Consider the following 21,952-nt stretch of genomic DNA (forward strand, 5'->3'; position numbering starts at 1 on the left):
TAGTATGTTTCTCTACCCCCGTTCACAGGGGGAGAGGAGCATGAGATTTGGAAATTCGCAAGCTGATCGCACCAGCGCTGGCCGTCGTCCTGCTGGCCGCGGTCGGGTCCGGCGTCTGGTATTCGAACACCCGCCTGCACGATGAATCGGCCACCGCCGCCGCAGCGCGCATCGAGCAGCAGAAACAGGTCACGCTGCGCGGCCTGATTGGCTCAGAAAAAGAAACCTTTTTTGCCGACCCGCGCGTGCAGAAGGCACTGGCGGCGCAGGGCATCACCGTTACCGTAGAGAAGGCCGGCTCGCGCGCCATTGCCAGCCGCTACGACGCCAGCAAGTTCGACTTCGGCTTTCCCTCGGGCGCGCCCGCGGCGGCGCAGCTCAAGACGCTGGCCAAGGCACCGAACGTCTTCAACCCGTTCTACACGCCCATCGTGCTGGCCAGCTGGCGGCCGATTGCAGAGATCCTCGTGGCTAACGGCATCGCGCAGAAGCAGGGCGACTTCTACTACGTGGTCGACCTGCCGGGCCTGATGGCCATGATCGAGAAGGGCACGCGCTGGAAGGAGCTCAAGGCCAGCAGCGCGTTTTCCACCAGCAAGTCGCTGCTCATCAACTCGACCGACGTTCGCACCTCCAACTCGGCGGCGATGTACCTCGCGCTCGCAAGCTACCTCGCCAACAGCCAGCAGATCGTGCAGAGCCAGGAAGACGTGGACCGCGTCATGCCGGTGGTCGCGCCGCTGTTCCTGCGTCAGGGCTTCCAGGAGCAGTCGTCGGCCGGGCCGTTCGAAGACTACCTGGCGCTCGGCATGGGCAAGGCGCCGCTGCTGGTGGCCTACGAGTCGCAAATGATCGAGTTCTGGCTCAAGAACCCCGACCGCCTCAAGAGCGACATGGTGCTGCTCTACCCCAAGCCCACCGTCTATTCAAAGCACGTGCTGGTGCCCTACACGCCCGGCGGTGTGCGCCTGGGCGCGGCGCTGGAGAACGACCCGGCCCTGCGCGAGCTCGCGCACGAATACGGCTACCGCACTGGCGGCGACACCAAGGGCCCCGAGACCTGGGCCGCGCGCGGCGTGAAGGTGCCCGACGTGCTGGTCGACGTGATCGACCCGCCGAGCTTCGAGTGGCTCGAACGGATGACCACGGGCATCGAAGCCCGCTTCAAGTGAACGACCGAACAAATGAACCAAGGAATGCATTCATGAACGCGCCTGTCACCGCAACCACCACCGCAACGGCCCCCGCGCCCATCGACCTGCAACCGCCGCAGGCCTTCACGCTCGAGCCGCCCGCTGCCGTCGCGCCGGTGCCGGTCGAGTCGGCCAGCGGCAAGGTGCGCCTGAAGGCCGAGGACGTGGCCGAACTCGACGCGCAGGTGGCGCGCTTCATCGACGACATCACCGCGCACGACAGCCAGCACCCGCAGTTCAAGGAAGCGGTGGAGCGCATCCATTCGATGGGCAACAAGGACATCGAGGCCTCGGCGTCGGTGTCCAACCGCATGCTCGACCGGCCCGTGGGTTCGCTGCGCAACGGGCTGTTCGACAAGGGTGCGCAGATTGGCCAGTCGCTGATCGACCTGCGCCACCAGGTGGAAGACCTCGACCCCTCGAAGCAGGGCGACCTGTTCTCGGCGCGCAAGCTGCTTGGCATCATTCCGCTGGGCAACAAGCTGCTGGCGTACTTCGAGCGCTACCAGTCGTCGCAGACGCATCTGAACGCCATCATCGAATCGCTCAAGCGCGGCAAGGACGAGCTGCTGCGCGACAACACCGCCATCGAGCAGGAAAAGGTCAACCTCTGGACGCTGATGGAGCGGCTCGAGAAATACGTGCACATCGGCAAGGCCCTCGATGGCCAGCTCGACGCCAAGGCCCGCGCGCTGGAAGTCACCGACCCCGAGAAGGCCCGCGTGATCCGCGAGGAAATGCTGTTCTATTCGCGCCAGAAGGTCACCGACCTGCTCACGCAGCTCGCGGTGAACATCCAGGGCTACCTCGCGCTGGACATGATCCGCAAGAACAACCTGGAACTGATGAAGGGCGTTGACCGCGCCACCACCACCACCGTGGCCGCGCTGCGCACCGCCGTGATCGTGGCGCAGGCGCTGTCCAACCAGAAGCTGGTGCTCGACCAGATCAGCGCGCTCAACGCCACCACCGGCAACCTCATCGCCAGCACCAGCGAGATGCTGCGCGACCAGAGCAGCGCTATCCACCAGCAGGCGGCCTCCAGCACCATCGAGATCGCCAAGCTGCAGCAGGCCTTTGCCAACATCTACCAGACCATGGACACGATCGCCGACTTCAAGAGCAAGGCGCTCGACTCCATGCAGACCACGGTGGACACGCTGACGAATGAAGTCGCGAAGAGCCGCACTTACCTCGACCGCGTGCGCCGCCAGGAAACGACCGAGGCGCTGCAGTCGCCGCGCGGCGAGGTCGCGCTGTGAGCCTGTTGTCCCGGCTGCTAGCTCTGGCTCTGGTGATGGGCCTTGCGGCCTGTGGCAAGGAAGAGCCACCGCAGGCCGCGAGTGCCGCGCCGGCCGTGGCAGCCACCACGGCCTTCACCATCCTCGCGGGCTCGGAGCTCAAAGACCTCGAAGCCCCCATCGTCGCCGCTGCAAAGGCAGCCGGCGTTGACGTGAAGCTCTCGTACGCGGGCACGCTCGATATCGTCGAGCGCATCAACGCCGGCGAGAGCTTCGACGCCATCCTGCCGCCCAACGGCGCCTACCCCGCGCTCGCGCTGCAGACCAAGCCGCTGGCGCGCGACAAGCTCTTCTATTCGCGCATCGCGCTCGGCGTGAAAAGCGCCAAGGCCGCGCAGCTCGGCTGGAACAAGAAGCCGCCGGGCTGGGCCGAAATCGCGAAGGCCGCAGGCGCCGGGCAGCTGCGCTACGGCATGACCAACGCCACCAGCTCCAACACCGGCATGAGCGCGCTGTTCGCGGTGGCCTCCGCGCTCGCGGGCAAGACCGAAGACCTGACCGCGCAAGACGTGGACGAGAAAACGCTGAAGGCCTTTCTCTCTGGCCAGAAGCTCACCGCCGGCAGCTCGGGCTGGCTGGCCGAGGCCTACATCAAGGACCCGTCCGCCATCGACGCGATGGTGAACTACGAAGCGGTGATCCTGCGCGCCAACGAGAAGCTGCCCACGGCCGACCAGCTCACGCTGATCTACCCGCGCGACGGCATGATCTCGGCCGACTACCCGCTGATGCTGCTCAACGCCGACAAGCGCGAGGCCTACACCCAGCTCGTGGCCACGCTGAAGGCCGCGCCGTTCCAGCGCGATGCGCTCTCGGCCGCGTTCCTGCGCCCCGCCAACCCCGAGGTTGCCGCCGCCAGCGCACTGCCCACCGCCGCCGTGGCCGAGCTGGGCTTTCCCAACCGGCTGGACGTGATCGACGCGGTGCTCGGCACCTACCAGTCGAAATGGCGCAAGCCCGCCACCTCGATCTTTGTGCTCGACCTCAGCGGCTCGATGGCGGGCAAGCGCCTGGTGTCGATGCGCGAGGCGCTCAAGCTGCTCTCGGGCGCCGAGACCAGCGCCATGGCCACCACCGCGAGCGCCCGCTACAGCGCCTTCCAGAGCCGCGAGCGCGTGGTGCTGATCACCTTCTCCACCGAGGTGCAGGAGCCCGTGTGGGTGCGCTTCGACGCCGACCGGATCGACGCGGCCCGCGCCACGCTGCGCCAGCAGGCCGACGCGATGACGGCCAACGGCGGCACGGCCATCTACTCGGCCCTCGCCGCCGCCGAAGAAGTGGCGCGCAAGGAGCAGCAGCGTGAGCCCGATCGCTTCGTGAGCATCGTGCTGCTGACCGATGGCGAGAACAACGCGGGCCTGAAGCCGCATGAGTTTCGCGACCGCTACGCGGCGGGTGGTTTGCCCGCGCGCATCTTCCCCATCCTCTTCGGCGAAGCCAACGTGAGCGAGATGCAGCAGATCGCGCAGCTCTCCGGCGGCCGCGAGTTCGACGGCCGCAAGCTGCAGCTGGGGCAGGTGTTCAAGGAAATCCGGGGCTACCAGTGATGCCGGAGCGCTCGCTCAAACTGCGCGCGCTGCTGTTTCTGTACGGCAACGGCAACATCCTGGGCTGCGCGCTGGCGCTGCTGGGGCCGGCGCTGCTGTTCGCCGGCGTCATCGACAGCGGGTGGCTGCTGATCACCGCCGGCCTGTACGTGGCCGGCTGGCTGCTGGGCCGCAGGGCGCCCGAACTCGAACGCCGCATCGAGGACAGCCTCAGCGTCGAGCAGACGCTGGAGCGCCTCGACCGCGTGGTCGCGCAGGCACAGCCGCACCTCACCGAAGACATGCGCAAGAGCCTCGACAACGTGCGCGGCTCGGTGGGCGAGGTGCTGCCGCGCCTCGTCGGTACGGGCTCGCATGGCGACGACCTGTTCACCGTGCGCGAGACCGTGCTGCGCTACCTGCCCGAAACGCTCGCCAACTATGTCGCGCTGCCGCCGGCCTTCCGCATCACGCATGCGGTGAAAGACGGCAAGACGGCGCGCCAGCTGCTCGGCGAGCAGCTGGGCCTGCTCGATGCCAAGCTGCGCGAGATCGTCGCCAACGTGGCGTCGAGCGATGCCGCCGCGCTGGTGGCGAACGGGCAGTTCTTAGAAAAGAAGTTCCGCCAGCCCGACTTTCTGGCGAGCTGAATAAAGCCGCTCAGAACGGGTAGTGGCGCGGCGTCGTCTGCACCGTGATCCAGCGCAGTTCCGTGAAGGCCTCCACGCCGGCCCGGCCGCCGAAGCGCCCGTAGCCCGAGGCCTTGACGCCGCCGAAGGGCATCTGCGCCTCGTCGTGCACCGTGGGGCCGTTGACGTGGCAGATGCCTGATTCGATGCGCTGCGCCACGTTCCATGCACGCGCCACGTCGCGGCCGAACACGGCCGATGAAAGGCCGAACTCGTTGTCGTTGGCAATGGCCACGGCTTCTTCCACGCCGCTGACGCGCACAACCGCCTTCACCGGCGCGAAGGATTCCTCGCGGTAGATCTCCATCGCAGGCGTCACATGGTCGAGCACGGTGGCGGGCATCAGCGTGTTCTGGGCCTTGCCGCCGCACACCAGCTTCGCGCCCTTGGCCAGCGCATCGTCGATGAGCGCGTTGCAGCGCTTCACCGTGCTCATGTCGACCACCGAGCCCAGCACCACGGGGCCTTCGCGCGGATCACCGAGCGGCAGGGCCTGCGCACGGGCCGCGAACTTCGCGACGAATTCGTCGGCCACCGCGTTGTCGACCACGATGCGCTCGGTCGACATGCAGATCTGCCCCGAGTTGGCGAACGAGCCGAAGATGGCCGCGTTCACGGCCGCGTCGATGTCGGCGTCGTCCAGCACCACGAAGGGCGCCTTGCCGCCGAGTTCGAGCACGGCGGGCTTCAGGTATTTGGCGCAGGTCTGCGCGATGAGCCGGCCCACGCGCGTCGAGCCCGTGAAGTTGACGCGCCGCACGGCCGGGTGCGCCACCATCGCCTCGACCACCGCGCCGGCATCGGCGGGCGCATTGGTCACGAAATTGACGACGCCCTTGGGCAGACCGGCTTCACTCAGCGCTTCGATGATCAGCGCGTGCGTCTCGGGGCACAGCTCCGAGCCCTTCAGCACCACGGTATTGCCGCAGGCCAGCGGTGTCGCGATGGCGCGGGTGGCGAGGATCACCGGTGCATTCCACGGCGCGATGCCGATCACGACGCCGGCTGCCTGCCGCACGCCCATTGCCAGGCTGCCGGGCACGTCGGACGGAATCACCTCGCCCGCGATCTGCGTGGTGAGCGAGGCTGCTTCGGTGAGGATGCCGGCCGCGAGATGCACGTTGAAGCCGGCCCATAGCGCCGAAGCGCCGGTCTCACGCGCCATCGCCTGAACGAAGGCGTCGGCACGCGCTTCGAGCGCATGCGCGGCCTTCAGCAGCAACGCACGGCGTTCGTTGGGTCCGGTTGTCGACCACGCGGCGAAGGCGCGGTGCGCGGCCTCGACGGCGGCAACCGCATCGGCCGGCGTAGCGGCCGGCGCGCGCGTGGCGATGCCGCCGTCCAGAGGGTTGCGGCGCTCGAAGATTGCGCCGCCGGTGGCAGCGCGGCGTTCGCCGTCGATGAGCATGGAGATATCGGTCATGGGTGTCCTTTGCAAAAAGAGGGGGAAGGGTTGTTCAGGCGACGCCCAGGTAGGCCTGGCGCACCGCGTCGGAATGCAGCAGCGCCTGCGCCTCGCCCGAGGCCACGACGCGGCCGCGTTCGAGCACATGGCCGCGGTCGGCGGCCTGCAGAGCCTTGCGCACGTTCTGCTCGACCATCAGCACGGTCACGCCCTGCGAGGCGATGCGACGGACGATGGCCAGCAGCTCGTCGACCATGCGCGGCGCGAGGCCCAGAGAGGGCTCGTCGAGCATCAGCAGGCGCGGTCCGCTCATCATGGCGCGCGCCACCGCGACCATCTGCTGCTCGCCGCCGCTCATGGTGCCGGCGAGCTGCGTGGCGCGTTCCTTCAGGCGCGGAAAGTCGTCGAAGGCGCGCGCGAGGCGTTCGGCGCGCAGCCGCGCCGGAATGAGCCAGCCGCCGAGTTCCAGGTTCTCGGTGACGGTCATTTGCGGGAAGAGTTGACGGCCCTCCGCCACCAGCGCAAGACCACGCCGCACGCAGGCCGTGGCATCGGCCGAAGGCAGTGCCGCGTCGTCGAGCAGCACGTCGCCGGTTCGCGGCAGCAGGCCGGCCAGCGCCTTCAGCAGCGTGGTCTTGCCCGCGCCATTGGGGCCGAGCACGACGGTGATGCCGGGCTGTATGTCGAGGCTCATGCCTTGAATGACCTGGAAGCCGTGATAGCCGGCCGACAGCCCGCGCACGCTCATGTGGCTGTTGTTCATGCCGTCGCCTCCATCTCGTCGCCGAGATAGGCTTCGACCACCTCCGCATTGCGCACCACCTCGGCCGGTGTGCCGTCGGCGATCTTGCGGCCCTGGTGCAGCACCAGCACGCGCTCGACGTACTTCAGCAGCGTGGTGACCGCATGCTCGATCCACACGACCGTGAGCCCATGCTCGTCGCGCAACCGGCGGATGCGCCGCGCCATCGCGTCGACCTCGGCTTCTGTGAGGCCAGCCGCCACCTCGTCGAGCAGCAGCACGCGCGGCCGCGTGCCGAGCGCCATGCCGATTTCGAGCAGCCGTTGCTGCGACGGCGTCACGTCGGCGGCGATGTTCTGCGCCAGGCCGCCCAGGCCCAGCATGTCGAGAATCTCGCCTGTGCTGCCCAGCCCCGCGATGGGCGCGCGATGCCGCCCCGCGAACTGCATGCCGAAGCGCACGTTGTCTTCGAGCGTCATGTCGGCCATCACGCGCGGCGTCTGGAAGGTGCGCGCGATGCCGTGGGCTGCGTAGAGGTGCGGCCCGCGCCGCGTCAGATCGATTCCGTTCTCGACCAGCAGCGTGCCGGATGTCGGCATGACCACGCCCGAGATCGCGTTGAAGAAGGTCGTCTTGCCCGCGCCGTTCGGCCCGATGATTCCGACGATCTCTCCCGCATGCAGCGTGGCGCTGACCGCATCGACAGCGGTGAGGCCGCCGAAGCGCACCGTGAGTTCGCGCGCTTCGAGCAGGAGCTGCCTGCTGCTACTCATGGCCATGCCTCCGCAGCACAGCCGCCTTGCGTTGCCACAGCGACGCGAGGCCGTTGGGCAGGTACATCACGCACAGGATCAGCAGCAGCCCGAGCACCATCATGTAGCCGTAGGGCAGCTGCAGGCGCAGCGTTTCCGACAGCAGGCTGAACACGATGGCCGCGGCCACCGGCCCGCCGATGCTGGCCGCGCCGCCGATCATCGCGATCAGCACCGTCTGGAAGCCGATGAAGGGGCTGAACACTGCGGGCGGGTCGATGTAGGTCCAGCGCACCGCCATGGCCGCGCCGACCGCGCCGGCGAAGGCCGCGGTGAGCGCAAAGCCCATCACCTTCACGCGCCGTGTGTCCACGCCCAGCGTCTGCGCTCGCTGCTCGTCCGCACCGATGCCAGACAGTGCGAGCCCGAAGCGGCTGCGCTTGACCAGCAGCGCCGTGGCAATCGCCGCACCCGCAATCGCCAGCACCGTGAGGTACACAGTCTCGTTCGACGGCACCACGGTCAGCACGCGCCCCACCGTGCCCGACACCTGCTTCTCGACGAAGGTCACGGCATGGCGGATAAGTTCGGTCATGCCGAAGGTCAGCACCGCGAAGTAGGTGCCGCGCAGGTGCAGCACGGCCGCGCCCATCAGCACCGCGACCGCGCTTGCAATGGCCGCGCCGCTGAGGATGACCAGCGGCCATGGCAGCACGTCGAGCAGCGTCGCGCTCGCATACGCGCCGAGCCCGAAGAAGGCCGAAGTGGCGAGCGACAGGTAGCGCGTGGCGCCGCAGAACAGCGACCAGCTGGTGGCCAGCGCGATGTACATCAGGCAGCCGAGCGCCACCGAGGCCACGAACTCCGACGCGACCCACGGCACGCCGGCCGCCAGCGCGAGGCCGATGCACAGCACCCACCACGGCTTGTTTCGGGAAAGAGAAAGAATCATTTTCTGGAGAACAGTCCGTTGGGCCGCCAGATCAGCACGCCGATGAACACGGCATACGACAGCAGCATCTTGAGCGAGGGGCTCGTGAAGTACATGCCCAGCGCTTCCACCACACCCAGCAGCAGGCCGCCGACAAGGCTGCCCGCGATGCTGCCGAAGCCGCCGAGGGTGATGACGATCAGCGCCGTCACCGTGTAGGGCTCGCCCATCGAGGGAGAGATTTCATAAGTCATCGACAGCAGCCCGCCCGCCACGCCCGACAGGCCCAGGCCGATGCCGAACATCAGCGGATGCAGCCGCTTCGTGTTGATGCCCACGAGCTGCGCGCCGGTGGGCGACTGCATCAGCGCGCGCACCGCCTTGCCCAGCAGCGTGAGCTTGAGCAGCGCGATGAGCACCAGGCTCAGCGCGAGCGCCACGCCGAACAGCACCAGCTTGTTGGCGGTGAAGCGCATCTCGCCCAGCTGCACTGGGTCGGCCAGGTAGTCGTAGCCGCGCAGGTCGCCGCCCCACACCAGCAGGGCGGTGTTCTGCACCAGGAACATCAGGCCGAAGCCCACCATCAGGCTGCGCGCCTCGAACACGTCGACGTTCGGCGCGCGCGCTGCCACCTGCCGGAAGCACAGCCAGTGCACCGCCATGCCCAGCGCCATCAGCAGCACGAAGGCCACCGGCATGAACAGCAGCGGCGATATGCCCCAGGTGCTGTGCGCCCACCACGTCGCGAAGGCGCCCAGCATCAGGAACTCGCCGTGCGAGATGTTCATGATGCGCATCAGCCCGTACTGCAGGTTCAGCCCGATAGCCACCAGCGCGTAGATGCCGCCCGTGATCAGTCCGCCGGCGAGGAGTTCGGCCCATCCAGAGAAAGACACGTGCTTACTTCCAGGCCGGCTTCGGCATCAGTTGTGCGGTGGCGCGGTCTTTGGGCCACACGACCTCGAACTCGCCGCCCTGCCATTGCGACACAGTGCCCGGAATGGACGCGTTCTCGCTGCCCTCGAAGCGGATCGGCCCGAGGATGGTCTTGAACTCGTTCTTCGCGATCTGCTCGCGCAGCGCCTTGCGGTCTAGGCCCACCTTCTCCACGGCCTGTTGCAGTATCTGCAGGCCTGCCCATGCGTGGCCGCTGGCCCAGCGGTCGGGCTCCTTGCCGAACTTTTTCGTGTGCGCGTCGAAGTACGCCTTGGCCTCGGGGCTGGTCTTGCTGTTCCACGAGCCCATGCCGATCACGCCTTCGGTGTTGGCCGCCATCACGTTCTTGTAGAGCTGGAAGGCCGTGCCCACCGAGGCGTAGAAGAACTTCGGGTTGAAGCCCACCTCGCGCGCCTGCCGGCTCGCAAGGATGGTGTCCGGTGGGTAGGTGATGCCGATGAAGGCGTCGGGGTTCAGGTCTTTCATGGCGCGCAGCACCGGCGCCAGGTCTTTCACGCCCAGCGGGTAGCTCTTGCGGTCGAGCACCTGGATGCTGGTTTTCTTCAGTGCGTTGTTCAGCGCCGCGAAGTTCTCCAGCCCGAACAGGTCGTCCATGTAGACGATGGAGATGGTCTTCACTCCATTGGCCACCAGCATGTCGACCAGCGCACCCATCATCTTGTCGGGCTGCTGCAGCAGCGAGAAGAAGAAGGGCAGGCGCATGTCGATCAGCTTGCGCGACAGGGCAGTTGGTGCCAGCAGCGGATATCCGAAGCGATTGGCTAGAGGGGCCACCGCGAAGTTGGCGCCCGAACCCCAGGGCGGCAGCACCAGGTCGACCTTGTCGCTGCCCATGAGTTTTTCGAAAGTGCGCACGCAGGTCTCGGTTTCGCTGCGGTCGTCGTAGCCGATCAGCTCGATGGGGCGCTTCGCACCCTTCACCGAGAGCCCGCCCGCCGCGTTGACCTGCTCGGCCCACAGCAGGTAGTTGGGTTCCTGGCTCACCTGCGCGCCGGCGGCCCACGGGCCGGTGCGCGCGATGGCATAGCCGATCTTCACGGGGCCGCCCGGACTGTTTTGTGCGAACAGCTGCGGCGCGACGGCGGCGGCGCCCAGGGCGGTGGCGGTGCCCTGAATCCAGCGGCGGCGATTGGGATGTTGGTGCATGGAAGTCTCCTGCCGGGCGTCGATATGCGCCCGCTGCCCGGAATCGTAGAAACGCACGCCTTCGGACGCTGTGCCCGCCGTGCACAAAGCACTTGACGCAGCGTGCACGCGCCTAGTGGTTAACCCGCAAAGCCGGGGGCCTTGCATGCGCTTCACAATGCGCAGCAATCCGGCCTTGCCTTGCACTCTTTCGTTTTCGCCCTTCACCGCACGAGATGACCGCGTCCCTGCTTCTGTCCACCGACGAGATTCCGCCCAAGGAGCGCGGGCCGCTGTGGTGCGAGTGGGTATGGCGCCACTTCGGCGGCCTGGGCTCCGACCTCTACGACGACAGCGAATTCGACGGCCACCTCGCGGCCTCGCATGCGGGTGACGTGATCCTCACGCGGCTTGAAGCCAACCGGCACCGTGTGCTGAGGACGACGCAGATGGCGCGCCTGAGCGAAGCGCCTTACCTGAAGATCGTCGCGCCCTGGCAGGGCTCGGCCGAGGTTACGCAGCGCGGCCGAGCCGCCGCCGTGCGCTCGGGCGGATGGACGCTCTACGACACCACCGCCGACTACACCGTGGCCAACCCCGAGCGCAGCGACCACCTGATCGTGATGCTGCCGAAAGACCAGATCGCATCGCCCGCGCTGCCGCTCAACGACCTGGTGGCGCGCCGCATCGGCGGCGGCAGCGGCATCTCGCGCGTGGCGCTGGAGACCATGCGCAGCACGTACCTCGAACTGCCCTTCATGAGCGAGGCAGCGGCGCGCGGTGCGGGCGAACTGCTGATACAGCTGGTGCGCCTTTCGTTGATGGAACTGGCGGGCCAGGAAACGCCGCAAACGCAGCGCGAGGCCCTGAAAGACCGCATCCGCCGCCACGTTGCGCAGAACCTGCAAGACCCGGCCCTGTCGATAGACAGCATGGCGCTGGCCCTGCGCTGCAGCAAGCGCCTGCTGCACAGCGCCTTCGCCGACGACGACGAAACGCTGAACGGCTACATCCAGCACCAGAGGCTGGCTGCGAGCATCCGCGAACTGCTGGACCCGGCGAACGCGGCAAGGTCGATCACCGACATCGCGCTGGCCTCGGGCTTCGGCAACCTCTCGCACTTCAGCCGCGTGTTCCGCGAGCACACGGGCGGCAGCCCGAGCGAATTCAGGCGGCAGGCGGCGTTGCGCTAGCCTGCGGCACCGCGTCGTCCACGCTCCAGGGCGCATACACCTCGGCATGCAGGTCGGGTGAATTTACCTTGGCCAGCAGGTCGCGCACATCGTCCTTCACGCGTGCCAGCGACAGGCGCGCGCCGCGCACGCGAACGTAGGCCGCGAAGTCGCACAGCGCCTCGATGCTGGTCGCGTCGAGGTCCGGCGACTCCTCCAGGCTCAGCACCATGCGCTGCAAGCCGGGCGTCGCGTCGATGCGCGCGCGGATCGATGCGAACACCGCATCCGCATTGCCGAAGAACAACGGCACATCGGGCCGCGCGATCAGCACGCCCGGCGGCACCACGGCCTCGGGGTGGCGTGCGGTGTCGACAAAGTCGTGGCTCTGGCCCAGCCGACCAAGCCAGCTCACGGTGGTGCGCGAGAAGCCGCGCAGCAGCAACAGCAGGCTCACGCCAATGGCGGCCAGCAGCCCGTTGAGCACGCCCAGCAGCAGCACCGCGGCAATCGCCACCAGCGCCACCAGCCGGTCGCGCCGCCACTGGAAGTACGGCCGCAGCGCCGCCGGGCTCAGCGTGTGGCTCACCGCGTGGATCACGATGGCTGCCAGCAGCGGCTCGGGCGTGTGCGCGATCCACGGCAGCAGCGTGAGCACCGCCACCAGCACCACCAGCCCCGCCACGATGCCCGCCGCACGAGTCTTCGCACCGGCCGATTCGTTGGCCGACGTGGCCGAATAGCCCGCGCCCACCGGCATGCCCTGGAACAGCGCCGACAGCAGGTTTGCGCCACCGAGTGCCAGCAGGTCGCGGTTGGCTGAAACGTTGTCGCCATGGCGCATAGCGAAGGTGCGGATAGAGCCGTACGACTCGGCATAGAGAATCAGCGCCATCGCGAAGGCCAGCCCGCCGAGGTTCTGCCACTGCGCGCGGTCGAGCTGCGGCACGGTCGGGTGCGAGAAGTCGAGCGAGATCGGCCCCACCGCTGCCACGCCCCAGGCATGGCACAGGCCATTCACGTCGAGCACGATGCCGGCCACGATCACCAGCAGGGCAGCCGGCACCGCACGCCAGCGTGCCAGGCCGCGCAGCAGCACGAGCGCCACCAGCGCCATCGCCGCTCCCGCGAGGTTCCAGTGCCGCCAGTCGGCCACCAGCCCCGCGGCGAGCCGGAAGAAATCGCTGTGCGCCGGCTGCACCGCAAGCACCTTGGGCAACTGCTTGACCACGATGGTCAGCGCCAGCCCCAGCGCGAAGCCGCGCAGCACCGGCTTGGCGATCAGGCTCGACACCGCACCGAGCCGGGCGATGCCCGCAATGACGAAGAACACCCCGGCCAGCAGCACGATGCCCGCGCCCAACGCAAGCCGCGTGACCGCATCCACACCCGTCACCGACATCGTGGCCGCGAACAGCACCGCTGCGGAAGACGAAGTGGCAGAGACGATGGCGAAGCGGCTGCTGCCGAAGAGGCCGTACACCAGCAGGCCTGCGAACAGCGCAATCACGCCGGCCTGCGGCGGCAGCCCTGCAATGCCCGAATAGGCCACGGCCTCGGGCAGCAGCAGGCCCGCGATGGAAACCCCCGCCACGACGTCGGCGAGGCCAGGGCGGCGGGGGGCTTGCGGGGGCGTCGGCATCGGGGGAGTTTCTGCAGTCATGGGCAAGTTTGTTGTTGTCGCTTCATGCTGGCAATGGGTAGCGGACCGGAACCTGACGGCGCAGGGAGATAGCGGCGCGAGACCGGGCATACTCGCGCGCGCCCTAAAAACCATATTTCAGCAAGGATCCCATGTCAGGACACGGCTTTCACGTGCACGGCCCGCACGACCACGAACTGGAACACGCTGCAACAGGCAGCCATGGCGGTGGCCATGACGACGCCGCAGCAGCGCATTCCGGCGGCATGAGCATGACGAGCAAGATCGCGGTGTGCACCGCCGTGATCGCCACCGTCGGCGCGATCTTCTCGTACATGGGCGGGGCCACGCAGGCCAACGCCGGCCTCTACAAGAACAACGCCGCGATCAAGAAGACCGAGGCGTCGAATCAGTGGAATTACTTCCAGTCGAAGAGCACCAAGCAGGCGCTCGCCGAGTTCGCGCGGGACACCGCGACCGACGACGGGCGCAGGCAGGGCTGGCAGGTCAAGGTGGCGCGCTACGAGCAGGAGAAGACGGAGATCCAGACCGAGGCGAAGAAGCTGGAGGCGGAGGCGAGCCGGTGGGATGCGCAGTCTGATGAGCAGATGCATCAGCACCATCGGTGGGCTCAGGCGACTACTGTGCTGCAGGTTTCGATTGCGTTGGCTGCTATTGCGTTGTTGACGAAGAAGAAGTGGCTTGAGCGGGCGATGTTTGGTGTGGCGGTGGCGGGGCTTGTGGTGGGTGGGTTGGCTGCGTTTCACATCTAGCGCACACGGCCTTCGCTCAAGGCGACACGCAACGACTGCATCGTGGTGTCGGCCGCTTCGACCCGCCGCTGCAGTTCCTCATTGACCACCCGCACCAATGCGCCGAGTTCGGTGCGGGTCGGATAAATCTCTTCGGTATCGTTCACCCCCTGTGGAACGATGAGCTTTTCGAGACCGACGTACGCACGCTGTACCTCGTGAAGACTGTCGATGTCATCGCATGCTTGCAGCACAAGCGATTCAACGCTGGCAGCTTCAGAAGATTCGGGAAGTGAGTGAACGTGCGCGGACGCGCGAGCGGATGCAGCCATGAATGGCCTCCAAGTGATTGCGGTTTGCTGAAACCGACGCACTCAACGCCAATTGAGGGCGGCAGCTCGACGGGTTGGCGTACCGGGCAATCACTTGCGTGAAACCGGCAGGGCGCGAGCCCTCCCGTCGAGCCGCCAAAACTGGAGGCACGAACGACAAAGCCGCAGACCCTGCGGGGAAACTGCGGCTTGCGTCGCAGTGATTGCACGGGACGCCAATCCCGATCACGCCTGTTTTTGACGTGACGGGCGCAGTATAGCCATGCAGATCGGGCCTACGCGGGTCAGGCGCATCCGACCCGCGCATGTGCGATATGCGCACGACCAACCATCGCTCACCGATCGAGCAGCGCCCGCGCAAGCCGCCCCAACCGCCGTACCCCTGCATCGATCCGCTCCGTCCACGCATGCCCGGCGCTCAGCCGCAGGCAATTGCGAAATCGCCGGCTCGCAGAGAACACATCGCCCGGCGCAAAGCAGATGCCATGTTCGAGCGCTTCCTCGAACAGCGCGCGCGAATCGAATTGCTTTGGAAGCTCAAGCCAGAGCATGAAGCCGCCAGCGGGCCGGCTCACTTTTGTCTCAGCCGGAAAACTGGCTTCTATCGCACGGACCATGCGCGTGAGGTTTTCCTCGAGGATGCGCCGAACCCGGCGCAGATGAATGTCATAGGCGTTGCTCGCCAGAAACTCCGCGACCGCGAGTTGCGGCAAGACAGGACTGCAAAGACTGAACGCGAGCTTGCGCGCCATCACCTGCTGCGAATAGGCGCCCGGCACGATCCAGCCGACCCGGTATCCCGGCGCAAGACTCTTCGAGAAGGAGCTGCAGTAGATGACCTTGTTGGCGCCCTGAGCCAACGCGATGAAGGGCTTGGGCCGGTCGCGGCCGAAGTGGATGTCGCCGTAGACGTCGTCTTCGATCAAGGGGATGGAGTGCTCCGACAACAGCGCGAGCAGCGATCGCTTGTCTGCCTCAGCCATCGCGGACCCCAATGGATTGTTGAAGCTCGACGAAAGCACGCAGGCCGTCACCGGCTCTTTTCCGAGCAGGCGCGCGAGTGCCGCGATGTCGACGCCACGAGCTGGGTCCGTCGGCAGTTCCAGTGCCTTCAGGCCCAGAACTTCGAGGGTGTGCAGCAGCCCGAAGTAGGTGGGTGATTCGACGGCAATCGTGTCGCCCGGCTTGGCCACGGCGCCTAGTGCGAGCGTCAGCGCCTCGGTGCAACCGCTGGTGATGAGCACGTCGTCCGGAGAGAGTGCATGCCCGATGCGCATCGACCGCTTCGCGATCTCGCGGCGCAGGCTGGGCTCGCCACGCGGCGGGCTGTAGACGTTGTGGCGCGCGCCGTGCTGGCGCGCCATGCGTGCGAGCGTGAAGTCGAGCCGTTGCGACTGCAGCAGGCCCGCATCGGGCACAGCGCACCCGAGCGGAACGAGCGACATGTTCGAGGCGTGCTCGAGCAAGGTTGCGACAACACCGCTGATCGAAACGGTCGATGCCCTTGCGCGAGGCCGGGAAGTGGAAGGCAAAGCGAATGCCGCATGGCGTGCATTCGAGACGTAGAAGCCCGACTGCGGTCTCGCTACAAGAATCCCCTGGTCCTCGAGCATGCGGTATGCCTGCAGTGCAGTCGCAATGCTGATTCGATGTTGCTCGCTGATGGCGCGCACGGACGGAACGCGCATCCCCGGGGAAAGCGCGCCGTTGTCGATCATGTCGACGATGAGGTCGGCCAGCTGTTCGTATCGGTAAGGGGCGTGCACGTCCATGGTTGCGCTCATCGTGAAGACGAATGCGATTGTCGATTGCATGGATGCGCTTTGCCAAGCGAACTGTGCTGGTCGAAAAAGCACAAAACTGTGGCTGTTGCGGTTGCCTCCTGCTCGATACGATTCGTTCGTTCCAGTATTGAAAACGGAATCGAGGCGAAAGAATGACAGCTGTTCAAGAGAGTCTTGCCGATGGCCGGCGAGCCAACCTGCGAGAGGCAACTCCTTCGGTGTGGCGTGGAAGGTTTCCCTACAACGAGATCATTTCTCTTCTCGATGTGAACCGTCCGTTCAACCTGGCGGAAAGCACGTCGCAGGACCTGAGCCTCGGCGAGTTGCTGGACCTCCCCGGCCTGGAAAACATTCGCGACCTGAAGCTTGGCTACGGCACGTCTGCCGGTGCGCTCGCTCTGCGCCAGGAGATCGCGGATGCCTGCAAGGTTCCGGCAGAGCACGTCATCACGACGCAAGGCACGGCGCTGGGGCTGTTCCTGCTGGCATTCGAGGTCTGCCGTTCCGGCGACGAGGCGGTGCTGGCGACACCATGCTTTCCGCCCAGCCGCGACTGTCTCCTGGGAGCCGGCGTGACTGTGCGTGAGGTGAAGCTTTCGTTCGAGAGTGGCTACCGGTTGGATCTGGACCGGATCGAGGCGAATCTGACACTGAAGACAAAGCTGGTGAGCATCGCTTCTCCCCAGAACCCGAGCGGTGTTCGAACTTCTCGCGCCGATGTAGAGAAGCTCCTCGGATCGATGGAGCGCCTGTCTCCGGATGCGCTTCTCTTCATCGACGAGACCTATCGCGAGGCCACTTACGGAGATGACGCGGCGGCCGAGAGCTTCGCAAGCCTCGATCCGCGCATCGTTACCGGTGCGTCTGTTTCGAAGGCGCTCGGCGCACCGGGGCTGCGGACTGGTTGGCTCACGGTTGCGGACGCGGAGCTCAGGTCACGGCTCACGATCGCGAAGATGAACACCGTGATCTCCGGATCGGTTCTCGATGAAACGCTCGCCGCGGCGTTGTTGCGCCACAGGGAGCGCGTGCTCGTGCCGCGACGCCGGCTTCTTGCCGACGCCCTGCAGGAGCTGTCGAATTGGTGCCAGGGTGAGCACAAGCGCATCGAGTGGATAAGGCCGGAGGGCGGTGCGTTGTGCTGCCTCAGGCTGCGCGCCGATGCGTTCGACGATGCCGCCGTCTCGCGCTTCTGGAGCCTGCTGCCTCAGCACGATTTGCAGCTTGCGTCGGGCAAGTGGTTTGGTGAAAGCGACAGAGTGTTCCGGTTGGGGTTCGGGTATCTGCCTCCCGCACGTCTGGGGGCAGCGTTGGCTGCTCTTTCGTCAAGCCTCGACGCCGCTGCGGCGTGATTGGCAGAAGACCCGTGTGTTTCCCTTCCAGAAAGTCGAGCAAAGCATGAAAGTACGAATCGCATACATCGAAGAGCCGCCTTTCTACTGGACAGGCCCGGACCAGGTCGCAACTGGAGCAGACATCGAACTGGCCGATGCAGTGCTTCGGGCCATCGGAGTTTCGAGCATCGAGCACCATCTCACCTCCTTCGGAGAACTCTTGCCCGGTGTGCAGGAAGGGCGCTGGGATATGAACGTGCCGATCTTCGTGACACCCGAACGCGCCAGGCAGGTCACGTTCGGCGAGCCGGTCTGGGCAATCGGCGACGGGTTCCTGGTTCCGCACGGAAATCCGAAGGCGCTGACGGGCTACAAGGCAATTGCGTCAAGCAGCGATGCTCGCTTGGGTGCCGTCGTCAGCACCGTGCAGATCGATTCGGCAAAGTCTTCGGGAGTCGCTGAGGATCGGATCGTGACGTTCAAAGATCAGCCTGCTGCAATTGCCGCGCTGCTGACGGGAAAGATCGACGCATACGTGAGCACCACGGTCGGCAGTCGCGCTCTTGCAGCGACCCACAAGGACCTGGAGATGGTTGCGAATGAAAACAACGCAGGCGGACGACTCCCTGTCGGGGCCTTCTCGTTCAACAAGAACAACCTGGAACTCGTGCAGGCGGTAAACAAGCAACTCCGGGCTTATCTGGGCACGGCCGACCATCGAACCCGGATGGCGAAGTACGGTATCGAGGCGACAGAAATCGATGGTGTAGTTGCGAGCGAGAGCTAGGAAGCCGAATCATGAAAAGATCCTACAGAGTGGTCGATGTCTTCACCTCCAGGCCTTTCCTGGGCAACCCGGTTGCAGTGGTCCTAGACGCCGAGGGCCTCGATACCGGCGAGATGCAGGCCATAGCCGGCTGGACCAATCTGTCGGAGACAACCTTCGTGCTTCCGCCCTCGTCGGGGGAGGCTGACTATCGATTGCGGATATTCACTCCACGTAGCGAGCTTCCCTTTGCCGGTCATCCGACGCTAGGCAGCGCTCACGCGGTCCTCGAGGCTGGACGTGTCGTGCCGCGCAGTAGTGGGCGGTTGATTCAGGAATGCAGCATCGGCCTTGTCGAGCTGACTGTTGCGCAAACGGGCGACGACCGCCGGCTGAGCTTTGCGCTGCCACCGGCAAGGTTGAACGCCTTGGGCACGGCAGATCTGGCAGAGCTGGAGTCGATTCTCGGAAGCAAGTTGAAGATTGAACCGGCCATCCTGAATGTGGGGCCCGTCTGGCTCATCGCACACATGGAGGATGCGAGCAGCGTCATCGGCCTGCATCCGGATCTTGCGAAGCTGGCCGGCCTCGAGCGCCGCCTGGGCGTCACGGGTTTGACAGTGTTCGGACCGCATCAGTCCGGAGATGCCGCAATAGAGGTTCGCACCTTTGCTCCTTCGTGCGGCGTGGCAGAAGACCCCGTGTGCGGAAGCGGCAACGGCAGCGTGGCCGCGTTCCTGTGGGCGCGAGGTCTGTTGCCCGCCGATGGAAAAGACTACCTCGCGACCCAGGGGCGCTGTGTCGGTCGGGATGGACGCATCGAAGTGAATGTGGATGCAGGCGGGCGCATTCGCATCGGTGGTTCCTGCGTCACATGCGTCGAGGGCTCGATAGCAGGCTAGAACCCATTCAATGGTCCGGCGCCATCAATTTCTCGTCGCGGAACTCGGCAATGAACCCGTGCTCCCCATCCCAGGGGCATTTGCACAGCAGGTGAAATTCCCGGGGGCCGTCTCGCTGCGGGCCGATCTGCAGTTCCCACTGATGGCACTGCTGCAGCAACGGCTCGGGGGAATCGACCGGTTTGAAGTTGTCGTGCCCGTAGTCGGTCCATTCGATGCACTCGCGGTAGTGCTCGAGAACGCCCAGTGCCACTTGCGGCTCGATCGCGGCAAGCTCGCGCACGAAGGCCTCGTATGCGTCGACCTGACCTTCGGACAGATCGCCTTCTTCGTGGGTGCCCTCCAGCACCTTGGCCCAGTCGGCGGAAGAGACTCGAACGGTGATGGCGTCCGGCTGGCCGAAAAGCGCCAATCTGTTCGCCAGCTCCCATGTCTGCGCGACAGGGAGCGGCCTTAGCCGAATTCCATATTGCGCGTACCACTGTGGATGGATCTCCGTGGCGTACACGCACTTGAGCTGGCCGAGCACCGGGTGCACGAACTCTCTCTTGCCGGTAGATACCTTGGCCCGGGTGTTCATGCAACCCACCAGTTCAGCACGAGAAAAGGCGACGGCTCGCCGGGCAGATGGAACAGGATGTCGCCCCGGCCGCTCAGCGGACCCGCCCTGCTCGCCAGGTAGCGGACCGTGACATGGGGCTGGGGCTGTGGTGGGTTGCCCGACAGGATGGACGCCTCGCCTTGCTCGATGAACTCGGCAATCAGGTGGTGCGCGTCGGCATCGACCGGTTGTGGCAGTAGCAGCGCTGCAGCGCGTTGGCCGTCGATGCATGCGATGCGCTCCGCCTCGGTGCTCCAGGAAGCGGCAGCGAACCTGGCAAGCCGCTCCAGTTGATCTTGCGGAAGTAGCACGGTCGCTTGCCCGACCGGGATGGCGATGTGCGGCCGAGGCAGCGAAAGCGGCAGCGCGATCAGGCGTGCTTCGTCGATGTCTTCACCGGCAGGGGGACGGGCGATTTCTGTGGATGGCATCGCTGCGCGTTGTCAGGGAAAGGCAAAAATCCTACATCACCTCGTTGGGCGATCAGAGGCGGGTTCGGGCAATCCGATGCATGACGGGTACGATTTCGGCGTGATCGATGTCGATGCGCAGCGCATCCGCACGGTTGTTGCCCGCAGTCTGTCCGCGAATGAACCCTAACCTGAGTGCCCCGTCCATGACCGCCCATCACCGCCAGCCCGTTGCACTGAACAAGGCCTACCGCCTGCTGAACCATGGCCCCACCGTGCTCGTGAGCGCCGCGTATGGCGGCCAGCGCAACATCATGGCCGCGGCCTGGGCCATGCCGCTCGACTTCGATCCGCCCAAGGTGGCGGTGGTGCTCGACAAGAGCACCTGGACGCGCGTGCTGCTCGAAGGCGCCGGCACCTTCGCGCTGCAGGTGCCCGTGCGTGCGCAGCTCGACCTGACCGAGGCGCTGGGCAACAGCTCTGGCCGCGAGATCGTGGAGAAGTCGGGGCGGGACAAGTTCGCGGCCTACGGCCTTGAAACTTTCGCGGGTACAGCCACCGATGCGCCGCTACTCGAAGGCTGCGCCGCCTGGCTCGAATGTCGGCTGCTGCCCGAGCCCTCGATCCAGCAGCGCTACGACCTGTTTCTTGGCGAGGTGATCGCTGCGCAGGCCGATTCGCGCGTGTTCGCCAACGGTCGCTGGAATTTCACCGGGCACGACGAGTTGCGCACGCTGCACCACGTGGCGGGTGGGCACTTCATCGTCGATGGCGATGCAGTCGATGCACAGCCACTGGCGCCGCAGTCTCGCTAGAAGAATTTCAGGCCGAAGTGCCCCGCGCCGCGCGCGGCACCAGCATCGCCCGCAAGGCCAGCGTGCCGCACACGGCTGCTGCCAGCGCCAGCAGCACGGCCCACATCAGGCGCGAGGGCGACGCAGCGTCGAGCCATTCGGCCAGCAGCAAGGTGGTGATGTTGTAGGCGGCGTGCAGCGCAATGCACGGAATGAGCGAGCGCGTGCGCTCGTAGAGCCACGCGAGCACGGTGCCCATTACGAAGCCGACCACGAATTGGTAGATGTTCATGTGCGCCGCACCGAAGAACAGCGCCGACATGAAAATCGCCTGCCACCGCGGATAGCGCTGCAGGAAGCCGCGCAGCACGATGCCGCGGAACAGCATCTCCTCCAGCAGCGGCGCCAGCACGCACACCGCGAGCACGGCGGCGATGCTGCCGTCGGCCATGCGGCTGAACATCGATTCTTCCCAGGCCGACAGCGGGACAACGCGCATCAGCAGGTTGAGCGCGGAGGTAATCGTCAGCAGCAGCGCGGGCACCAGCAGCAGCACGGGCGGCACCACGAGCATGAGCACTGCCCCGGCGGAAGCCGGCGACTGGTGGAACAGCTCGCGGTACATGAGCTTCTGGAAATGCATCACCACCGCGAACACGCAGCCGTTGCCCAGCACGGCTGCGAGTACACCGATCTGCATGGTGTTGAGCTCCAACCATCCGTTGGCGTCGCGCAGCGCTGCGCCAATGACGAACTCGCAGAGGAAGAGCGCCACGAACAGGAGGGCGGCTTGCGCTGCCGAGGGGAAGGCGGCGCTTTTCGGGGAAGGCATGGGGCGGGGC

General features: G+C 66.0%; 22 protein-coding genes. 10 read left to right on the forward strand and 12 right to left on the reverse strand.

Translation table 11 applies throughout. From position 1 onward, the window contains the following. Positions 1–47 precede the first annotated feature (47 nt). The 4 genes from ACSFBF_RS26575 to ACSFBF_RS26590 are packed head-to-tail and all read left to right on the forward strand — an operon-like array spanning position 48 to position 4,670. Positions 48–1,172: a hypothetical protein gene (locus tag ACSFBF_RS26575; RefSeq protein ID WP_435472262.1), complete on the forward strand. Its 1,125-nt coding sequence runs from the start codon at positions 48–50 to the stop codon at positions 1,170–1,172. Between the two features lie 32 nt (positions 1,173–1,204). Next, positions 1,205–2,455, forward strand: coding sequence for a toxic anion resistance protein (locus tag ACSFBF_RS26580; protein ID WP_435472264.1), 1,251 nt, complete (start codon positions 1,205–1,207; stop codon positions 2,453–2,455). Then, entirely contained in the window at positions 2,452–4,041 is a 1,590-nt protein-coding gene (locus ACSFBF_RS26585) for a vWA domain-containing protein (RefSeq protein WP_435472266.1), read from the forward strand. Before ACSFBF_RS26580 ends, ACSFBF_RS26585 begins: the two co-directional genes overlap by 4 nt. Then, positions 4,041–4,670 (forward strand): hypothetical protein, encoded by a 630-nt coding sequence (locus ACSFBF_RS26590; RefSeq protein ID WP_435472268.1) that lies wholly within the window; start codon positions 4,041–4,043, stop codon positions 4,668–4,670. The genes ACSFBF_RS26585 and ACSFBF_RS26590 overlap by 1 nt, the downstream gene beginning before the upstream one ends. Before the next feature lie 10 nt (positions 4,671–4,680). Here ACSFBF_RS26590 and ACSFBF_RS26595 read toward each other — a convergent pair whose 3' ends face one another. The 6 genes from ACSFBF_RS26595 to ACSFBF_RS26620 are packed head-to-tail and all read right to left on the reverse strand — an operon-like array spanning position 4,681 to position 10,642. Continuing rightward, a complete protein-coding gene (locus ACSFBF_RS26595) occupies positions 4,681–6,132 on the reverse strand; it encodes an aldehyde dehydrogenase (protein ID WP_435472270.1) in 1,452 nt (483 codons plus the stop codon). 34 nt (positions 6,133–6,166) lie between these two features. Continuing rightward, entirely contained in the window at positions 6,167–6,877 is a 711-nt protein-coding gene (locus ACSFBF_RS26600; RefSeq protein ID WP_435472272.1) for an ABC transporter ATP-binding protein, read from the reverse strand. Further along, positions 6,874–7,629 (reverse strand): ABC transporter ATP-binding protein, encoded by a 756-nt coding sequence (locus ACSFBF_RS26605; RefSeq protein ID WP_435472274.1) that lies wholly within the window; start codon positions 7,627–7,629, stop codon positions 6,874–6,876. Before ACSFBF_RS26605 ends, ACSFBF_RS26600 begins: the two co-directional genes overlap by 4 nt. Next, positions 7,622–8,560 (reverse strand): branched-chain amino acid ABC transporter permease, encoded by a 939-nt coding sequence (locus ACSFBF_RS26610; RefSeq protein ID WP_435472276.1) that lies wholly within the window; start codon positions 8,558–8,560, stop codon positions 7,622–7,624. Before ACSFBF_RS26610 ends, ACSFBF_RS26605 begins: the two co-directional genes overlap by 8 nt. Then, the gene (locus tag ACSFBF_RS26615) at positions 8,557–9,435 is read right to left on the reverse strand and encodes a branched-chain amino acid ABC transporter permease (RefSeq protein ID WP_435472278.1); all 879 of its coding nucleotides are present in this window, start codon (positions 9,433–9,435) and stop codon (positions 8,557–8,559) included. Before ACSFBF_RS26615 ends, ACSFBF_RS26610 begins: the two co-directional genes overlap by 4 nt. 4 nt (positions 9,436–9,439) lie before the next feature. Beyond that, entirely contained in the window at positions 9,440–10,642 is a 1,203-nt protein-coding gene (locus tag ACSFBF_RS26620) for an amino acid ABC transporter substrate-binding protein (RefSeq protein WP_435472280.1), read from the reverse strand. Between the two features lie 215 nt (positions 10,643–10,857). Here ACSFBF_RS26620 and ACSFBF_RS26625 point away from each other — a divergent pair, with 215 nt between their 5' ends. Next, positions 10,858–11,814 (forward strand): AraC-like ligand-binding domain-containing protein, encoded by a 957-nt coding sequence (locus ACSFBF_RS26625; RefSeq protein WP_435472282.1) that lies wholly within the window; start codon positions 10,858–10,860, stop codon positions 11,812–11,814. Here ACSFBF_RS26625 and ACSFBF_RS26630 read toward each other — a convergent pair. After that, positions 11,789–13,456, reverse strand: coding sequence for a SulP family inorganic anion transporter (locus ACSFBF_RS26630; RefSeq protein ID WP_435472284.1), 1,668 nt, complete (start codon positions 13,454–13,456; stop codon positions 11,789–11,791). The two genes, ACSFBF_RS26625 and ACSFBF_RS26630, sit on opposite strands and share 26 nt — an antisense overlap. Before the next feature lie 131 nt (positions 13,457–13,587). Between ACSFBF_RS26630 and ACSFBF_RS26635 the strand changes: the two genes are divergently transcribed. Continuing rightward, on the forward strand, positions 13,588–14,208 hold the full coding sequence (locus ACSFBF_RS26635; RefSeq protein ID WP_435472286.1) for a DUF4337 domain-containing protein: 621 nt from the start codon (positions 13,588–13,590) through the stop codon (positions 14,206–14,208). Here ACSFBF_RS26635 and ACSFBF_RS26640 read toward each other — a convergent pair. Both ACSFBF_RS26640 and ACSFBF_RS26645 read right to left on the reverse strand, forming a co-directional pair. After that, positions 14,205–14,519: a hypothetical protein gene (locus ACSFBF_RS26640; protein ID WP_435472288.1), complete on the reverse strand. Its 315-nt coding sequence runs from the start codon at positions 14,517–14,519 to the stop codon at positions 14,205–14,207. The two genes, ACSFBF_RS26635 and ACSFBF_RS26640, sit on opposite strands and share 4 nt — an antisense overlap. Before the next feature lie 335 nt (positions 14,520–14,854). Continuing rightward, entirely contained in the window at positions 14,855–16,513 is a 1,659-nt protein-coding gene (locus tag ACSFBF_RS26645; protein ID WP_435472290.1) for an aminotransferase-like domain-containing protein, read from the reverse strand. Here ACSFBF_RS26645 and ACSFBF_RS26650 point away from each other — a divergent pair. The 3 genes from ACSFBF_RS26650 to ACSFBF_RS26660 are packed head-to-tail and all read left to right on the forward strand — an operon-like array spanning position 16,456 to position 19,305. Continuing rightward, positions 16,456–17,655, forward strand: a complete 1,200-nt coding sequence (locus tag ACSFBF_RS26650) for a pyridoxal phosphate-dependent aminotransferase (RefSeq protein WP_435472292.1) — start codon at positions 16,456–16,458, stop codon at positions 17,653–17,655. The genes ACSFBF_RS26645 and ACSFBF_RS26650 overlap by 58 nt on opposite strands. A gap of 46 nt (positions 17,656–17,701) precedes the next feature. Then, positions 17,702–18,424 (forward strand): transporter substrate-binding domain-containing protein, encoded by a 723-nt coding sequence (locus ACSFBF_RS26655; RefSeq protein ID WP_435472294.1) that lies wholly within the window; start codon positions 17,702–17,704, stop codon positions 18,422–18,424. Positions 18,425–18,435: 11 nt separating this feature from the next. Beyond that, positions 18,436–19,305, forward strand: coding sequence for a PhzF family phenazine biosynthesis protein (locus ACSFBF_RS26660; protein ID WP_435472296.1), 870 nt, complete (start codon positions 18,436–18,438; stop codon positions 19,303–19,305). Between the two features lie 7 nt (positions 19,306–19,312). Here the strand turns inward: ACSFBF_RS26660 and ACSFBF_RS26665 are convergent, their stop codons facing one another. Together ACSFBF_RS26665 and ACSFBF_RS26670 are read right to left on the reverse strand one after the other, a co-directional pair. Further along, a complete protein-coding gene (locus ACSFBF_RS26665; RefSeq protein WP_435472298.1) occupies positions 19,313–19,885 on the reverse strand; it encodes a DUF6985 domain-containing protein in 573 nt (190 codons plus the stop codon). After that, the gene (locus tag ACSFBF_RS26670) at positions 19,882–20,337 is read right to left on the reverse strand and encodes a hypothetical protein (RefSeq protein WP_435472300.1); all 456 of its coding nucleotides are present in this window, start codon (positions 20,335–20,337) and stop codon (positions 19,882–19,884) included. The genes ACSFBF_RS26665 and ACSFBF_RS26670 overlap by 4 nt, the downstream gene beginning before the upstream one ends. A gap of 185 nt (positions 20,338–20,522) precedes the next feature. Between ACSFBF_RS26670 and ACSFBF_RS26675 the strand changes: the two genes are divergently transcribed. Next, a complete protein-coding gene (locus ACSFBF_RS26675; protein ID WP_435472302.1) occupies positions 20,523–21,131 on the forward strand; it encodes a flavin reductase family protein in 609 nt (202 codons plus the stop codon). A 7-nt stretch (positions 21,132–21,138) separates the two neighbouring features. On the opposite strand, the gene ACSFBF_RS26680 is transcribed toward ACSFBF_RS26675, so the two are convergent. Then, complete coding sequence (locus tag ACSFBF_RS26680; protein ID WP_435472304.1) at positions 21,139–21,942, reverse strand: CPBP family intramembrane glutamic endopeptidase; 804 nt, start codon at positions 21,940–21,942, stop codon at positions 21,139–21,141. Between the last annotated feature and the right edge of the window lie 10 nt (positions 21,943–21,952).

This window comes from Variovorax nivicola (assembly GCF_051216475.1).
In the GTDB taxonomy this organism is placed as follows: Bacteria; Pseudomonadota; Gammaproteobacteria; order Burkholderiales; family Burkholderiaceae_C; genus Variovorax.

Coding starts and splice junctions, on each gene's coding strand:
- ACSFBF_RS26590 (WP_435472268.1), top strand. CDS start 4,041: ATGCCGGAGCGCTCGCTCAAACTGCGCGCGCTGCTGTTTCTGTACGGC.
- ACSFBF_RS26680 (WP_435472304.1), bottom strand. CDS start 21,942: ATGCCTTCCCCGAAAAGCGCCGCCTTCCCCTCGGCAGCGCAAGCCGCC.
- ACSFBF_RS26650 (WP_435472292.1), top strand. CDS start 16,456: ATGACAGCTGTTCAAGAGAGTCTTGCCGATGGCCGGCGAGCCAACCTG.
- ACSFBF_RS26635 (WP_435472286.1), top strand. CDS start 13,588: ATGTCAGGACACGGCTTTCACGTGCACGGCCCGCACGACCACGAACTG.
- ACSFBF_RS26675 (WP_435472302.1), top strand. CDS start 20,523: ATGACCGCCCATCACCGCCAGCCCGTTGCACTGAACAAGGCCTACCGC.
- ACSFBF_RS26610 (WP_435472276.1), bottom strand. CDS start 8,560: ATGATTCTTTCTCTTTCCCGAAACAAGCCGTGGTGGGTGCTGTGCATC.
- ACSFBF_RS26670 (WP_435472300.1), bottom strand. CDS start 20,337: ATGCCATCCACAGAAATCGCCCGTCCCCCTGCCGGTGAAGACATCGAC.
- ACSFBF_RS26625 (WP_435472282.1), top strand. CDS start 10,858: ATGACCGCGTCCCTGCTTCTGTCCACCGACGAGATTCCGCCCAAGGAG.
- ACSFBF_RS26600 (WP_435472272.1), bottom strand. CDS start 6,877: ATGAACAACAGCCACATGAGCGTGCGCGGGCTGTCGGCCGGCTATCAC.
- ACSFBF_RS26665 (WP_435472298.1), bottom strand. CDS start 19,885: ATGAACACCCGGGCCAAGGTATCTACCGGCAAGAGAGAGTTCGTGCAC.
- ACSFBF_RS26655 (WP_435472294.1), top strand. CDS start 17,702: ATGAAAGTACGAATCGCATACATCGAAGAGCCGCCTTTCTACTGGACA.
- ACSFBF_RS26640 (WP_435472288.1), bottom strand. CDS start 14,519: ATGGCTGCATCCGCTCGCGCGTCCGCGCACGTTCACTCACTTCCCGAA.
- ACSFBF_RS26595 (WP_435472270.1), bottom strand. CDS start 6,132: ATGACCGATATCTCCATGCTCATCGACGGCGAACGCCGCGCTGCCACC.
- ACSFBF_RS26620 (WP_435472280.1), bottom strand. CDS start 10,642: ATGCACCAACATCCCAATCGCCGCCGCTGGATTCAGGGCACCGCCACC.
- ACSFBF_RS26630 (WP_435472284.1), bottom strand. CDS start 13,456: ATGACTGCAGAAACTCCCCCGATGCCGACGCCCCCGCAAGCCCCCCGC.
- ACSFBF_RS26580 (WP_435472264.1), top strand. CDS start 1,205: ATGAACGCGCCTGTCACCGCAACCACCACCGCAACGGCCCCCGCGCCC.
- ACSFBF_RS26605 (WP_435472274.1), bottom strand. CDS start 7,629: ATGAGTAGCAGCAGGCAGCTCCTGCTCGAAGCGCGCGAACTCACGGTG.
- ACSFBF_RS26660 (WP_435472296.1), top strand. CDS start 18,436: ATGAAAAGATCCTACAGAGTGGTCGATGTCTTCACCTCCAGGCCTTTC.